The sequence below is a fragment of the Staphylococcus sp. HL28 genome (assembly GCF_021117155.1).
GTDB classification, from domain to species: Bacteria; Bacillota; Bacilli; order Staphylococcales; family Staphylococcaceae; genus Staphylococcus; species Staphylococcus warneri.
The window spans coordinates 1556040-1572090 of the sequence record NZ_CP088218.1; the positions used below are offsets into that span (position 1 = coordinate 1556040).

A 16051-nucleotide genomic window follows, 5' to 3' on the forward strand; every position below is an offset into this window, starting at 1 on the left:
CTCTCTACATTACACGTTTAAATAATTTTTCTAATTCGTAATTCGAAAAGTTAATGATAATAGGTCTTCCGTGTGGACATGTAAATGGATCTTCCATTTCACGCAATTGATCAATTAAATCTGCCATTTCATTGTTTTTAAGATAATGATTAGCTTTAATAGACTTTTTACAAGACATCATTATTGCTGCATCTTCACGCATTTTTTTCACATCAATTTTTTTATTTTCTAATACGAGTTCTATCATATCTTTGATGATTTCTTCCGCTTCTGCTTTTGGAAACCAAACTGGATAGCTATTAACAATATAATCATGTCCACCGAAATGTTCAAGGTGTACGCCTACTCTGTCTAATTCCTCTTGATACTGATCGATAATGAACTGTTCATCTTTTGAGAAATGAAATGTCATTGGAATTAACAAGTTTTGAACTTCATTTGTTACTTCCCCAATTTTTTCTCTAAAATACTCGTATTTGATACGTTCTTGAGCAGCGTGCTGATCTATCATAAACATGCCATTTTCATTTTGAGCAATGATATATGTTCCATGAACTTGTCCGACAACTTCCATATATGGTACACGTCGTCGTATTGACGCACTCACTGCCCCTTTAATGTCATTTTCATTTCGATCTTCTTCTTGTTCTAGTGTCTCATTTTGATTATCTAGTTCATTTAAAATATCTTTTTGATTATTGAAGTAATGATCATCATGATTACGTTTAATATATTGAGAGTCATTAAACAATGTACTTTCATTGTCTTCATTCACTTGTGAAATATTTTGATTCTTATCTTTTTCAAATGTCGATCCACTTAATTCATCTTGTTTTTCATCTTCATCTATCTGTGAACGATTTTGGTCTTCATTTTGTTTTCGTTCAAAGTCTAATTTTTGTTGCTCAAAACTATTGAGTACTTTATTTTTCTTTGGATGAGCATCTAAATCATTTTTAGGAATAAGAATTTTATCTTTAAATGCTTCACGTATTTTTTCTACTATCAAATCATATAGTTGTTCTTCTTTAGATAATCTCACTTCTAGTTTAGTTGGATGCACGTTGACGTCTACTAAAATAGGATCCATTTGAATATTGATATAACAAATAGGATATCGACCTATTGTTAGTAACGTATGATAACCTTCTACAATGGCTTTATTCAAAACGAAATTTTTAATATATCTACCATTGATAAATAAAGAGATATAATGTTTGTTACTTCTAGAATGTTCAGGTCTAGCTACATATCCTTCTAAATGGTAATCACTTGTATCACCTGTGATATGTACAAGATCTTTTGCTACTTTCATACCATAAATTTCTGCCATTACTTCATTTGTTTTACCAGATCCATTCGTTTTAAGTAATGTCTTGCCATCAGAAACAAGAGATATCCTTATGTCTGGGTGACTCATTGCCATACGATTTACAATATCAGTTATTTTCCCTAGTTCGGTATACAGACTTTTAATATATTTTAATCTTGCCGGTGTGTTGTAAAATAATGATTCTACTAAGATATCCGTGCCTTTTTTCGCTTTTGCTGGTTTTTGGTTAATAATTTCACCATTCTCAGCATATATTTCATGTCCACTTTCATTATCTGTACAGGTACGTAACGTTACTTTCGATACTGAAGAGATACTGGCTAATGCTTCACCACGAAATCCTAATGTTCTAATATGAAATAAATCATCATCTGCATCTAATTTACTTGTCGCGTGACGATGAAATACCAAACTTAGATCATCAGCTTCTATTCCTGTACCATTGTCTACTACACGTATTGATGCAACACCAGATTGTTCTACTTCAATATTTATTTCCGTTGATTGTGCATCAATGGCATTTTCCAGTAATTCTTTAACAACCGAACTAGGTCTTTCGACTACTTCGCCAGCTGCAATTTTATTAGCTAAGGAGGTTTGTAGTTCTTTAATTTTTCCCATTTACAACACCTCTATTTTAATTGATTTTGTAATTCACTTAATTTCACCAATGCTTCAATTGGTGTCATATTTGATAAGTTTAATGACTTAATGTGTGCTTCAATTTCACTTTGTTGAGGTTCCGATTCAAATAAGTTAAATGCCGCTTGTTCGAATGTTGATTCTTTCTCCTCATACTTGTTTTGATTTGCCTTTTTATTAGGTGTCTTAGCCTCATCACTTTGATAAGATTCAGATTGAACAATCTGAGGTTCAGGGCTATCAGATTTTTGTTCAAAATCATTTAAAATAACTTGGGCTCTTTGAATGACTTCATCTGGTAAGTCTGCAAGTTTCGCTACTTGAATACCATAACTATCATCAACCGCACCATCTTTGACTTTGTGCAAGAAGATAAGCTCTCCTTTATATTCATTAGCAGCGACGTGTACATTTTTTAAACAAGGTAATAGTTGATCTAATGTCGTAAGTTCATGATAGTGTGTTGAGAATAGCGTTTTAGCATGTGATGTTTGTGCGACATACTCTATCATCGCTTGTGCCAACGCTAAACCATCATACGTTGATGTTCCTCTTCCTATCTCATCAAAAATAATCAAACTATCCTCAGTAGCATAGGTTAATGCTTTTTGAGCCTCTAACATTTCTACCATAAATGTACTTTTACCTGAAACTAAATCGTCTGCTGCACCAATACGAGTAAAAATCTGATCAAATATTGGTAATGTCGCAGATTCGCAAGGTACATATGCACCCATTTGAGCCATAATACTGATAATTGCAATTTGTCTCATATAAGTCGATTTACCAGACATATTAGGGCCTGTTATCAGATAAATAAATGTATCATTATCTAACGCACAATCATTAGGTACGTAATCGTTATAATCCATCACACGTTCAACAACTGGATGTCTAGAATTTTCTAATTTTAAAGTTTTATCATCACTAAAATGTGGGCGAACATAATTATACTTTTGAGCTATTTCGGCGAAACTTTGTAAACAATCTAGTTCCGATATGATTTTAGCTTGTTTTTGAAGTCTCTCGGTATACGCTTTAATATGTTCTCTTAATTTGACAAATAATTGATATTCTAACTCTATTGCTTTATCTTCAGCACCTAATATAATATCTTCTTTTTCTTTTAACTCATCTGTTATAAAGCGCTCAGCATTAGATAATGTTTGTTTACGATTATATCCAAACTGCGCTGGTTCAAACCCTTGTAGGTTAGCACGCGTAATCTCGATAAAGTAGCCAAATACTTTATTAAAACTTATTTTCAGAGATTTAATACCTGTACGTTCTCTTTCTTTGGCTTGTAATTCAGCGAGCCAAGATTTACCGTTACGTGATGCTTCTAAATATCCATCTAATTGTTGATTAAACCCGGATTTAAATAGGCCACCATCTTTGACTGAAATAGGTGGTTCTTCAACCAAGCTATTTTCTAAAACGTCGAGTAAGTCATCAAGCGGTTCGAGTGCATCAAATTGAGTGATCTTATCACTATCTAATTGACTTAATAATTGTTTTATATTAGGTATTTCACTAATTGAATGTTTAAGTTGAATTAAATCACGTGCGTTTACATTTCCGTAACTTACACGCCCTACTAGCCTTTCTATGTCATACACTTGATTTAAATAGTTTCTCAACGTATCTCTTTCAATAAAATGATTAATAAACTCATCAACGATATTTAATCGTTCTTCAATTTGTTGTTTATATATTAACGGACGGTCTATCCACTGTTTTAGTCGTCTTGCACCCATTGGCGTCTTCGTTTCATCCATCAACCATAAAAGTGTGCCTTTTTTAGATTTCAATCTAATGCTTTCAGTTAATTCTAAATTTCTTTTGGCATAGAAATCCATCTTCATAAAATCAATCGCAGCATATTGTTGTACATCTTCCAAATGCGATAAATCTCTTTTTTGTGTATGTTGTATATAATCTAACAATAATTGCGTTGACTGTTGCATATGCTGATGTTCAATGTTATTCACTTCAAAATATTGACTTGAAATCTCATCTCGAACTGTAATAGTTTCTGTAATCATATTAATTTGTCGTTGCATATTTTCAGATAAAGGTTCGCAAATGACTATTTCATTAGGATTGATAGTTGTGATTTCATTTAATAATGTAGCTTCATCTTCAAAATGTGTGGTTTTTAATTCACCTGTTGAAATATCACAATAACTTAATGCATATTCTTGTGGCGTTTGAATAAAACTCAAGATATAGTTATTTTGCTTTTCATCTACGCCACCTTGATCCATGACCGTCCCTGGCGTTACGATTCGAACAACTTCTCTTTTAACCATACCTTTAGTTTGTTTTGGGTCCTCCATCTGTTCACAAATTGCTACTTTATATCCGTTATTAATTAGCGTCTCTATATAGCTATCTGCAGAGTGATATGGAACACCACACATAGGTATAGGATTATCCTTTTTAGCATCTCTTTTTGTTAACGTAATTTCTAATACTCTTGATGCTTCTTTAGCATCTTCGAAGAACATTTCATAAAAGTCTCCAAGTCTAAAGAATAACAAGCAGTCATCATATTCTGATTTAATTTTTAAATATTGTTGCATCATTGGTGTCACATTTGACATAAAGTTCTTCACAACCCTTATTTTATAGTCTTTTTATTTAAATGGTTTAATCATTTTATGTAATTTTTTACGTACTATTTAACTCATCTATTTTAACATATCCAATCATATCTAGCCCATTATCTAAAATGAACCATAAAAAATACGCACAGTCCTATGTGGTTCTATGTCAACGTCGGTTGGTAATGGAATTAAGTACTAAGCAACTCTATTCAGTTGCTTAGTACTTTTTTTATATTCACTTACAAATATCCTAGAAATAATCAATATTCGATTTCTAAAATTATAAAAATTTCTATAACCATAAGAGACTCGCTTAATAAGCTTAATTTTATTATTTATTCCCTCAATAGGGCCATTTGTTAGATGTGGATATCGAATTGTATTTGTAATATAGGGTAAATATTTTATCAACGTATTAATTACTCGTTTTAAACCTTTGGATAGATCATGTTTTTTCGAAGTATATAAACTATAGGTTAATTGTTTAATGTTATTAGATTTTAAGGCGTCTGAAATTAAATGACCCATTTCATACGTTGCTTTAAGTTGACCATCTAAACTTAATAAATATTGGACAAGGCTATACTGACTCTGCCATGTAGTAAAAAGCCTAAATTGATGATAATGCATTCGGTTCAAATCGTGTGGTGTCTTAAGTAACAGCTTCCAATACCGCTTTAATTTATTATAATTCGGCCTATCCTTTCTTCGAAATTCATTCATAACTTTAATCCGAGTTCGATTGATTTCGCGAGTTATTGCTTGAACAATGTGGAAACGATCAATGATAATTTTTGCTTCTGGAAACAGTGATTCAATAAGCGAAATATATGGAACATACATATCAATAGATATACTCTTAACATTTTTACGTTGTTTTCTAGAGAACCTTAAAAAATATTCTTTGAGTTTAAATTGGCGACGATCTGGTAAGATATCGATGATATCGTGCGTGATACTATCACAATAAATAAAACTCATTGCGCCATCCACATCTTTTGTAGATTTGAATTCATCAAAAGATAAATGTTTCGGCAACTCGCTATTAGGAGTTGTTTTAACAGAAGAACTGACTTCCTTTAAATATCGATGTACAGTGGAAGGTGAAATAAACAAGCTATTAGCTACGTCTTTTTCAGAACTTACTTTGGCTAATTTCTTCATCATCATTAGTTTAACATCTTTGGAAATTCTACAACGTGGCTCAATATAAGGTGTTTGAGCCGTAAATGTTTGACCACATTCCTTACAATAAAAACGTTGCTTTTTTAACTGTAGGTACGCAGGTCGTTCAAGAATTAAACCCATATATACTTTAGTTTCTCGAAATCCGTGTTTAATGATTAAGTGATTATCGTTTTTAATACCACAACATTCACATCCCATAGGGATGTACGTCAAAATCCCTTTGTATAGTAAACATCGAACGTTTTTATGAACATACAAGCCAAGTTTTTGAGTGATTTTTAAGTTTTCTACTTCAATTCCAATGATTTCTGATATATCATTACACATAGGCACAATATCTCTCCTTACTTATTTGTTTAGCCACTTATAATTATAGAGATATTTGTGCTTTTTTGTGTCTAAAAGATAAAACGGCTAGTGAATTTTATTCACCAACCGTTAAAAATATACAACCTCCTATGTGCTAAATCATAACTGTTACACATGGGACTATACGTACTTAATCATTATTTTTGAAAACGATCTAAGAGACCTCGTCGTTTTAATATTATTAATAAAACATAACTAATTGCTGCACCTATAATACTAGATACAATGAAAGCAGTCATAAGTGGTTTTACAAAGAAATTTTGTAGGTTAAGTATCCATGCTAATGGAATACAAATCAAACTTCCTATAATACCTGTTCCTAATACTTCACCAACAGCAGCCATAAAGATATGCTTACGATACATATAAAATAAACTAGCTAAGAATACTCCAATCATACTGCCTGGAAATGCAAAAACGCTCCCTGTACCAAATGTTACGCGTAAAATGGATGATATTAAAGCTTGTGCTAATCCATACCAAGGCCCTACAAAAACTGCACAAAGTACATTAACTAAGTGTTGCATAGGTGCTGCTTTGATTGGACCAAGCGGGATGACAATGATACTGCTTAAGATGACATTAATCGCTATTAATAGCGCTGTTATGGTTAATTTTCTAATATTCAATGCATTGTCTCCTTATCCAATTTATTTGTCGTGGTAGTTCTCATTATGCTCATTTAAGCGATTTTCCATCGTTTTAATCATCATTTGTAATAGATCATTAGCTTCATATTGTGACGCACGAAATTCTTGAACAATCGGTAATTCGTTGATTTCATTTTCTAATTGATGGATTTGATCCTCTGATTGGTGAAACGCCGTTTCCTTACCATAATTTTGTAAGTTAACTGATTGCTTTTGTTGCTTTTTTAATTGATTCATTTTATTTTCAATCGCTTTATTATTATGAATTTGAGATTCAATTGATTGATATTCTTTAATCATTTCTAAATTTTTTATCTTCTGTGCTAATTGATCCGCATTAGAAAGTATTTGTGTTTTATTATACATTATTATTGCATCACCAATTCTCTTTGATGTTCTCCTATAAACGTACCATTTAAAGAATATTGTTTAGCTTCATCAATTTTAACATCTACTAACTTGCCAACCATTTCTTTTGGTGCTTTAAAATTAACTAATTTATTTTTTGAAGTATATCCCGCTAAAACAGAGTCATCTTTTTTACTTGAGCCTTCACATAAAACTGTAACAATTTCATTTTCATATTGGCTCATAGCTTTTTTAGAGTACTCTCCAACCTTTTTGTTTAAGCGTTGTAGACGTTCTTTTTTAACATCGGTAGGTACGTTGTCTTTCATTTTAGCAGCAGGTGTACCGTCTCTTTGAGAATATAAATAAGTATATGCATGTTCAAATCCTACTTCATCGTATAAAGTTAAAGTATCCTCAAATTGTTCTTCAGTTTCATTAGGGTAACCTACAATAATATCAGTCGTTAAGGCAATATTGGGAATGGCTTCTTTTATACGAGATACTAAATCTAAATAACTTTCTCTCGTATATTTTCTTCCCATAATTTTTAATACTGCATTATTCCCTGACTGTACTGGCAAATGAATATGCGGAACGATATTACCTCCATTAGCAATTACTTCAATCATACGATCTGTAAAGTCCCATGGATGACTAGTTGTAAATCTTACTCTCGGAATATCAATTTTAGAAATATCTTCTAGTAAATCACCTAATCCATAGTCAAGTCCTTCAATGTCTTTACCATAAGAATTAACGTTTTGACCTAATAATGTAATTTCTTGATACCCTTCTCTCGCCAATTCTCTTACTTCATCAATAATATCTTCTGGTCTACGACTACGTTCTTTACCTCTAGTAAATGGTACGATGCAATAGGTACAGAATTTATCGCAACCATACATAATATTTACCCATGCTTTAATATGACCATCACGTACTTTAGGGAGATTTTCAATAACATCTCCCTCTTTAGACCATACTTCAACAACCATTGCTTTTGATAAGTAGGCCTCCTCTAAAATTTCTGGTAGACGATGTATATTATGAGTACCGAAAATCATATCGACATTTTGATATGATTTTAATATTTTGTTTACAACTGATTCTTCTTGAGACATGCAACCGCATACCCCAATTAAACAATCTGGTCTTTCCTTTTTAAGATGTTTCAAGTTACCGATTTCACTGAACACTTTATTTTCTGCATTCTCACGAATCGCACAAGTATTGATTAAAATGACATCAGCAGTGTTAATATCAGTCGTTGCACTATAACCTAAAGCTTCTAAAATCCCCGCCATAACTTCAGTATCATGTGCATTCATTTGACAACCGTATGTTTTAATTAAAAATGTACGTTCTTTACCCATACCACGATATTTTTCATCTATTTGAAAGTCTCTATTGTACTCAACTTCTTGTTTACCACGCTTTTTAGCTTCTTTTAAATTCGGTGGTTGATACACATGTTCAAAATATTTGCTATAATCTTTTTCTTCTTTACGATTACGTTCTGCTAAAATATCTATCGTACCAGCTTTTCTCTGCTCTTCATTCACTATTAAAAATCCTTTCTATATGCCCATATATCATTTCTACATTATATTAAATTTAATACAAAAGTGCAAAAAGCGTCACCATTCATTCATATAAAAAAGGCTAAAACCATAGCTACTAACATAATTGTCTAAACGGATAAACTGACATTAGAAAGACTCTTTTCTGTCTACAGTTAAAATGAGTTAGTTACAATCCATATCATCGATAGGAATTTATGCTTTATATATAACTAATATTTATCCGATTGGAATAACATTATTTGCCACTCAAAACAGTAAAGCTTTTGGTTCCGCCTTATTTGTACACTATTATTTCTATAAATTTTATAATTCGTTAGGAAATGTAGTAAATCATTTTACTTTTACTCTGCATCATACTTTCCTGTTAATGTCTCTATTTCAATACCTTCAGGGACATGATAAAACTTAACTTGACTTATTGTACTTGGACACTCTAATTCAACCATTCTTTGATTTAATTTTTGTATTAAAATTAAGCACTCATTCATGTCACCTTGAACTGTTGTCTCTAGAGGACCCACACGGTAATGTAATCCAGATTGGTCAATGATTTTAATTGCTTCATCTACATAAGGAATAACATCTTCATTGTTTGGTGTTTTAGGTATAATTTGAATACTCATCAATGTATCGATCATTTTTTGCACCTCACTTTATATTATATATCGTTTTAAATGCTTATTTACATTCTTATCTAATTTTCCACTTTATCAAGTGCTGTTGCAAGTGCGTTAGCAAAATCATATAAAAAGTCATCCCAATTGCTTTTCTCTTCTCTATTTTTACGACCCACTTTTCCATCTTTAAAAAATTGTTTTCTTAAGGATTTCGTCAATTCAAGTTGAACGCCGCCCTTAATACGAGTTTGATTGACAATATTCTCTTTTTGCTTACCAGACATTGTAGAAGGTGCAGGCACCACATTCACACCAATTTTATTAAGTTCTGAAGTGATAAGTTCAATTAACGCTTCATCTTTCCCACCGATGTAAGCGATTGATTCATTTCCAGTACAACCATGTATTGAAATAGCTCTTTTACTTTTTTGAGTCAATTGACAAGCCGTATCATTATCGTAGTGTATAGATGTCACATGTAATTCATTATTACCTTTGCTTCTATCCCCTTTAAACGTAAAAAAATTATAATTATTGGTTTGCGCAGTGACTAATGCTAATTCGCTAGTTGCAGGTTCGATACCGCCGCCATGAATAGCTAGAATAGTAACATCATGATGATTATCTATGGATTCGATATGCCAATCTTTATCTTCATTAGTATTTTTTTGTAATTCATTCATTGTACTATATTTATCCATCCCTAAACCTCCTCAGTTGATCTTTACTATTCTATTCCACAATCATTATATATTTAATTCTAATTTACAAAATCATTATAATACTAACAAATTTATAAAAACGAATATGCCCTTTTCAAAATTAAAAATTTGAGATATTTCAATCATATAAATATTACTTTATAAAACCATGAATACGTACGTAATTAGATAAATATTTCTTATGATTTCAAACTTTAAATGTTTAAGTCAAAAATATATTTAGCCTGAGACATCTTTTATGCCCCAGGCTAAATAACCAAAGTTATACAAATTGTTTTGTTAAATCATTAAATGTTTCTTCAGAAATGTGAATGTCTTTTTTAGCTAATGCTTCGCCTTCCATTTCTTCAATTTGTGACTCATATGAAGGTGTTTCTGTATCTTGATAAACAATACCTTTAACAAGTGATTCGTGTTCCAACACAGTTTGTATAGCCAATTGTTTATTCGTTGGATCATAATTTTCAATATCATCAATGCTTGTTAAGTTCTCTTTAAACCAGTCATACGTATTAATCTTATTATAAGTTACACAAGGTGAAAATACATTTACAAATGAAAAGCCATCATGGTTGATTGCATCTTCAATTAATTTAGTAAGTGCTTTGATATCACTTGAAAAACCTTGAGCTACAAACGTTGCACCAGATGATAATGCTAATTCTAGAGGTGCTACATTTTTCTCAATATTACCTTTTGGCGTAGATTTAGTAACAAAGCCTACAGCTGATGAAGGTGAGGTTTGTCCTTTAGTTAAACCATAAATTTGATTATCCATGACAATATATGTCATATTCATATTTCTACGTAAAGCGTGAATTGTATGTCCCATACCAATAGCATATCCATCACCATCTCCGCCAGAAGCGATAACAGTTAAATCTTTATTAGCCATTTTTACACCTTGTGCAAGTGGTAATGCGCGACCATGTATCGCATGAACCCCATATGCATTAATGTAACCAGATAATCTACCTGAACAACCAATTCCTGTAATAAGTGCAACTTCCTCCGGTTCTAGTCCTACATTTGCTGCTGCTTTTTGTATAGCTGCTTGAACAGAGAAATCACCACATCCAGGACACCAGTTTGGCTTAACATTATTTCTAAAATCTTTAAATGTAGCCAATTAGACCAACTCCTTTAATTCTTTGGCAACTTCTAAACCTTTATCCTCAATTTCATATGGTAAGAATGGTGTGCCATCATATTTCGTTTGATTCACCAATTTATCTTGAATATTAACGTTCATTTTAATAATACTTGCTAATTGTCCTTGATAGTTATGTTCTGCAATAACTACTTTTTGAGCTTTATCAATTGCATTTTGAATCGTTTCTGTAGGGAAAGGATGCAGTTGTCTAATTTGTAACGTATTAACAGCTACATTTTGATTATTTAAACGTTGTGCACCTTCTTGAATTGCCCCTTTACTAGAAATAAATCCAATATATAAAATATCTGCTTGTTCATGATTTTCAGTAAGTTCTACTGGATTTTCTATTAGAAGATTTTTCGTTTTTCTCATACGTTTATCCATTTGTTGTTGACGATTTGCAGCAGCTTCACTTGTTTTACCTTCTTCGTTATGTTCAACACCAGTAATGTGATGAATGCCGCCTTTAGTACCTGGAATAGGTCTTGGTGAAATACCGCTTCCTGTTAACGCATATCTTCGGAAGTATGTTTTGTCATCTTCTTCTCGTTCTATATCAGATTGAATGAGTTCCCCACGTTTAATTTGAATTCTATTATAATCTAGATTTTTAACGGTTTGTTTACCTAATGATAACTGTAAATCACTTAATATAATTACAGGACATTGATATTCTTCTGCTAAGTTAAATGCTTCCATAGTTAAATAAAAAGCATCTTCTGCGTCTGTTGGTGCAACAACGATTTTAGAAATATCGCCATGTGTACCATAAATCATTTGCATTAAGTCTGCTTGTTCTTGTTTTGTTGGTAAACCGGTTGATGGGCCACCACGTTGTGTATTAATCACAACAAATGGTGTTTCAGTCATACCTGATAAACCTATTGATTCCATCATTAATGATAAGCCTGGACCTGCACTAGCTGTAAAACCTCTTACGCCTGCATAATTTGCACCAATGGACATCGTTGCGGCTGCTATTTCATCTTCTGTTTGTACAACTGTTCCGCCCACTTTAGGTAAATTAGCAATCATGTACTCCATAATCTCAGATGCAGGTGTAATAGGATAGGCAGCCATAAATCTTGAACCTGCTGAAATAGCGCCTAATCCAATAGCATCATTACCAATCATATAAAGATGTGGTGCTTCATTACTTTCTTGTAATTCAAAGTCACCATTGATATCGGTTAGTTGTTCTTTCATTAACTGGTATCCTTGATTTAATGCTTGAATATTCATTTCAACAACTTTGTCACCTTTTTTAGTGAACATATTAGTAATTAAATCTTCAAATGTAGATGTATCTAGATGCATTAATGCTGATGTAGCACCGATTGCCACCATATTTTTCATTAATGCAGTACCTAATTCTTTTGCAGTACTTGTAAACGGTAAATCTATAAGTTGTGCCTGACAATTTTCAGGTTTAACTGGTTTCGCTTTTGAATCAGCAATAATAATACTATCTTCACGCATCTCATGATGATTAACTTCAATAGTCTCTTGGTCAAAAGCTATTAAAATATCTAAATCATCACTTATCGCATGTACTGGAGATGTAGACACACGAATTTTATTATTTGTGTGTCCACCTTTGATACGACTTGAAAAGTGTCTATAACCATATAGGAAATAACCTTTTCTATTCATTGCCGTCGCAAAGATTTCACCAGTTGATTCAATACCTTCACCTTGTTGTCCGCCCACTTTCCATGATATTTGTGATTTCATATCATAAGCCTCCTGTGGTTTTAATTCATATTAAATGATAACAAAAAGAACCACTGTATTACTATGTAAACAGTGGAGTGTTTTTAAATTCATACTAATGGACGATAACTAATTGTAACTGTTATGTCACATGTCTTTTACTATCATTTCATAGGATTATCGTCATTAATCAGTATTCTTTCAATGTTAGTTGTTTTACCATTTTTATCCATATCAATGATAACACCAGATAACACACTTCGACCATTGTCAGGCACTACATGACGTTGAGGTAAACTTGTAATAAATCGTTCAATTACTTCATCTCTATTAATACCTAATATGCCATCGTAAAATCCAGTCATACCAACATCAGTAATATATCCAGTGCCACTAGGTAAAATACGATTATCTGATGTTTGGATATGAGTATGTGTACCTACTACTGCACTGACTCGACCATCTAAATACCATCCCATAGCATTTTTTTCCGATGTTGTTTCAGCATGAAAGTCTACAAAGATATAAGGTGTCACCTTTTGAGCTTCTTTAACAAGTTCATCAGCTTTTTTAAATGGATCATCTATATCTTGCATAAAAGCTCTACCTTGTAAATTAATAATCGCTAATTTAATATCATTAATTTGAATAATTCGCATACCAACACCTGGTGCTTCACTCGGGAAGTTAGCTGGTCTGACCATTCTATTAGCTTCATCGATAAATTCATAAATCTCACGTTGACCGTATGTATGATTTCCCATAGTCATAAAATCAACGCCTTCACGAAGCAATTGCTTATATATTTTTTCTGTCAGTCCTTTACCGTGTGCTGCATTTTCTGCATTTACGATGGAAACGGTAGGACGATATTCTTGTTTTAACTTTGGTAAATAAGTTGAGATTGCATTTCTACCAATCTTACCAACGATATCTCCTATAAATAATATTCTCATGCCATGTTCATCCTCTCATACAAATAAGTTTAATAGATAGATAACTTTATTTAAAGTACTCTTTGAAAATTATTTATTTGTGTATTAACTGTCTTTGCTTTTTTATCATCATATATTATGTTAGGATATGTTTATCAAAAGTTTAGGAGTTGTAAATAATAAATGTCTATTAATATCGATCCTGAAAAATTTGCAGAATTAGTAGTAAGTTCTAACCCATCTAAATCAGAAGATGTGGAAGATATCGCAAAAGATAGCTTGAAATTATATATCAATGCATATCGCTTAGCTGAAAGATACGCTAACATTGCTACTAACTGTTATGACACAGCTGAAATTATCCAAGAATTGAAAAAAACAGATTTACAATTAAAATAAACAATTTTAATATTAACAAAATACAAATACAAGTGCTTATTGATTTTCATCAAATCAATAAGCGCTTTTTTTCTTTATATTAAAAGCCCCTAATCACCAATACGATGATTAGGGGTAAGAAATTATTTAGCATATTCTACTGCTCTAGTCTCTCGAACAACTGTCACTTTGATATGACCTGGATATTGTAATTCATCCTCAATTTGAGTTTTAATATCTCTAGCCAATCGGTATGATTTTAAATCATCTATTTCTTCAGGAGATACGACCACACGGATTTCTCTTCCTGCTTGAATTGCGAATGCTTTTTCAACACCATCATAACTTTCAGAAAGTGTTTCTAAACGCTCTAAACGACGAATATAATTTTCTAATGTTTCTTTACGAGCGCCAGGACGAGCTGCTGATAATGCATCAGCTGCTGCAACTAAAATTGAGATAATAGATGTTGGTTCAACATCACCATGATGAGAATGAATAGCATTAATGATTGTTTCGTTTTCACCATATTTTTTCGCCAATTCAACACCTATTTCAACGTGACTGCCTTCAACTTCATGGTCAATTGCTTTACCTACGTCATGAAGTAAACCAGCACGTTTCGCTAAAGTAACATCTTCACCTAATTCTGCTGCTAACATTCCTGATAGATGCGCTACCTCAATTGAATGTTTAAGCACATTTTGTCCATAACTTGTACGATAATTTAAACGGCCAAGTATTTTAACTAAGTCAGGATGCATGTTATGAACATTTATTTCGAATGTTGCTTGTTCACCAGCGTCTCTAATGATATCGTCTACTTCTTTTCTAGCTTTTTCGACCATATCTTCAATGCGTCCCGGATGAATTCTTCCATCTGAAACTAGGTTAACTAAAGCTGTTCTAGCGATTTCTCTTCTGATAGGATCAAAACCAGATAAAATGACAGCTTCTGGAGTATCATCGATAATTAAATCGATTCCCGTAAGTGTTTCAAGTGTTCGAATATTTCTTCCTTCACGTCCGATTATTCGACCTTTCATTTCATCATTAGGCAAGTTTACAACTGATACAGTTGACTCAGTTGTATGATCTGCTGCTAATCTTTGTACTGTAGTAGCTAACAATTCTTTTGCGGTTTTATCTACTTTTTCTTTAGCTTCTCTTTCTTTTTCCTTAACAAGTATTGCAATATCTTGTGACAGTTCTTCTTCAACTCGTTGAAGTTGCTCATTTACAGCTTCTTCTTGAGTGAGACCGGAGATGCGTTCTAATTCTTGTTCATGCTTCATTATTAATGTTTGAACACTACTCTCTTTTGCATCTACTTGTTGTTGTCTTTCTTCAATTTTTGATTCTTTTTGCTCTAAAATCTCATCTTTTTTATCTAATAGATCAGATTTTCGCTCTAAGTTCTCTTCTTTTTGAAGAAGTCGGGTTTCTTGTCTTTGTAATTCGCCACGTCTTTCACGTAGTTCATTTTCAGTTTGTTCTCTTAAAATTTGGTTTTCTTCTTTTGCTTCAAGCAATTTTTCTTTCTTAGTGTTGTCTGCTTCTTTGTGTGCTTGATTAACAATGTCATCGGCTGTTTGTCTAGCCTGAACTTGTTTTTGATGCAATAAATTTCGGGCAACAACATACCCTACAACAACGCCTAGAATTATACCCAGCAAAATGAGTAGGAGGCCTAATAAATTCACATAAACACCTCCTTTATCTAGGGTTTGCTCTGTATATCAAAATCAATATGATTATATGAAATTATATAAGAATCATACATACTAATTGTACGGTTTTACACT

13 protein-coding genes are annotated in these 16051 nt (G+C 32.4%); 1 reads left to right on the top strand and 12 read right to left on the bottom strand.

The window, feature by feature from the left end; all coding sequences use genetic code 11:
- Positions 1-4 precede the first annotated feature (4 nt).
- From mutL to LPC11_RS07540, 11 genes are all read right to left on the bottom strand, one after another.
- Positions 5-1954 carry a DNA mismatch repair endonuclease MutL gene (gene mutL / locus LPC11_RS07490; protein WP_023375216.1) on the bottom strand — a complete coding sequence of 650 codons (1950 nt, stop codon included), beginning with the start codon at positions 1952-1954 and terminating at the stop codon, positions 5-7.
- A gap of 11 nt (positions 1955-1965) precedes the next feature.
- Positions 1966-4581: a DNA mismatch repair protein MutS gene (mutS, locus tag LPC11_RS07495; RefSeq protein ID WP_041613976.1), complete on the bottom strand. Its 2616-nt coding sequence runs from the start codon at positions 4579-4581 to the stop codon at positions 1966-1968.
- A gap of 198 nt (positions 4582-4779) precedes the next feature.
- Positions 4780-6099, bottom strand: coding sequence for an ISL3 family transposase (locus tag LPC11_RS07500; protein ID WP_148519196.1), 1320 nt, complete (start codon positions 6097-6099; stop codon positions 4780-4782).
- A gap of 179 nt (positions 6100-6278) precedes the next feature.
- Positions 6279-6770 (bottom strand): energy coupling factor transporter S component ThiW, encoded by a 492-nt coding sequence (gene thiW, locus LPC11_RS07505; RefSeq protein WP_023375213.1) that lies wholly within the window; start codon positions 6768-6770, stop codon positions 6279-6281.
- A gap of 21 nt (positions 6771-6791) precedes the next feature.
- Positions 6792-7157: a YlbF/YmcA family competence regulator gene (locus LPC11_RS07510; protein ID WP_023375212.1), complete on the bottom strand. Its 366-nt coding sequence runs from the start codon at positions 7155-7157 to the stop codon at positions 6792-6794.
- A gap of 2 nt (positions 7158-7159) precedes the next feature.
- Positions 7160-8704, bottom strand: a complete 1545-nt coding sequence (miaB, locus tag LPC11_RS07515) for a tRNA (N6-isopentenyl adenosine(37)-C2)-methylthiotransferase MiaB (RefSeq protein WP_023375211.1) — start codon at positions 8702-8704, stop codon at positions 7160-7162.
- Between the two features lie 362 nt (positions 8705-9066).
- Positions 9067-9363 (bottom strand): thiamine-binding protein, encoded by a 297-nt coding sequence (locus tag LPC11_RS07520; protein ID WP_002465478.1) that lies wholly within the window; start codon positions 9361-9363, stop codon positions 9067-9069.
- Between the two features lie 56 nt (positions 9364-9419).
- Complete coding sequence (locus tag LPC11_RS07525) at positions 9420-10043, bottom strand: poly-gamma-glutamate hydrolase family protein (RefSeq protein ID WP_231307201.1); 624 nt, start codon at positions 10041-10043, stop codon at positions 9420-9422.
- Positions 10044-10326: 283 nt separating this feature from the next.
- The gene (locus tag LPC11_RS07530; RefSeq protein ID WP_023375209.1) at positions 10327-11193 is read right to left on the bottom strand and encodes a 2-oxoacid:ferredoxin oxidoreductase subunit beta; all 867 of its coding nucleotides are present in this window, start codon (positions 11191-11193) and stop codon (positions 10327-10329) included.
- Positions 11194-12954 (bottom strand): 2-oxoacid:acceptor oxidoreductase subunit alpha, encoded by a 1761-nt coding sequence (locus tag LPC11_RS07535; protein ID WP_231307202.1) that lies wholly within the window; start codon positions 12952-12954, stop codon positions 11194-11196.
- Positions 12955-13097: 143 nt separating this feature from the next.
- Positions 13098-13889, bottom strand: a complete 792-nt coding sequence (locus LPC11_RS07540) for a TIGR00282 family metallophosphoesterase (protein WP_231307203.1) — start codon at positions 13887-13889, stop codon at positions 13098-13100.
- Between the two features lie 162 nt (positions 13890-14051).
- Here LPC11_RS07540 and LPC11_RS07545 point away from each other — a divergent pair, with 162 nt between their 5' ends.
- Positions 14052-14267: a hypothetical protein gene (locus tag LPC11_RS07545; RefSeq protein WP_002467042.1), complete on the top strand. Its 216-nt coding sequence runs from the start codon at positions 14052-14054 to the stop codon at positions 14265-14267.
- A gap of 122 nt (positions 14268-14389) precedes the next feature.
- Here the strand turns inward: LPC11_RS07545 and rny are convergent, their stop codons facing one another.
- Positions 14390-15949 (bottom strand): ribonuclease Y, encoded by a 1560-nt coding sequence (gene rny / locus LPC11_RS07550; protein WP_023375206.1) that lies wholly within the window; start codon positions 15947-15949, stop codon positions 14390-14392.
- Between the last annotated feature and the right edge of the window lie 102 nt (positions 15950-16051).

What these genes read in the sequence shown, in the direction of transcription:
- LPC11_RS07545 (WP_002467042.1), top strand. Translation starts at nt 14,052, where the DNA reads ATGTCTATTAATATCGATCCTGAAAAATTTGCAGAATTAGTAGTAAGT.
- LPC11_RS07525 (WP_231307201.1), bottom strand. Translation starts at nt 10,043, where the DNA reads ATGGATAAATATAGTACAATGAATGAATTACAAAAAAATACTAATGAA.
- LPC11_RS07510 (WP_023375212.1), bottom strand. Translation starts at nt 7,157, where the DNA reads ATGTATAATAAAACACAAATACTTTCTAATGCGGATCAATTAGCACAG.
- LPC11_RS07500 (WP_148519196.1), bottom strand. Translation starts at nt 6,099, where the DNA reads ATGTGTAATGATATATCAGAAATCATTGGAATTGAAGTAGAAAACTTA.
- LPC11_RS07540 (WP_231307203.1), bottom strand. Translation starts at nt 13,889, where the DNA reads ATGAGAATATTATTTATAGGAGATATCGTTGGTAAGATTGGTAGAAAT.
- mutL (WP_023375216.1), bottom strand. Translation starts at nt 1,954, where the DNA reads ATGGGAAAAATTAAAGAACTACAAACCTCCTTAGCTAATAAAATTGCA.
- LPC11_RS07520 (WP_002465478.1), bottom strand. Translation starts at nt 9,363, where the DNA reads ATGATCGATACATTGATGAGTATTCAAATTATACCTAAAACACCAAAC.
- mutS (WP_041613976.1), bottom strand. Translation starts at nt 4,581, where the DNA reads ATGTCAAATGTGACACCAATGATGCAACAATATTTAAAAATTAAATCA.
- LPC11_RS07535 (WP_231307202.1), bottom strand. Translation starts at nt 12,954, where the DNA reads ATGAAATCACAAATATCATGGAAAGTGGGCGGACAACAAGGTGAAGGT.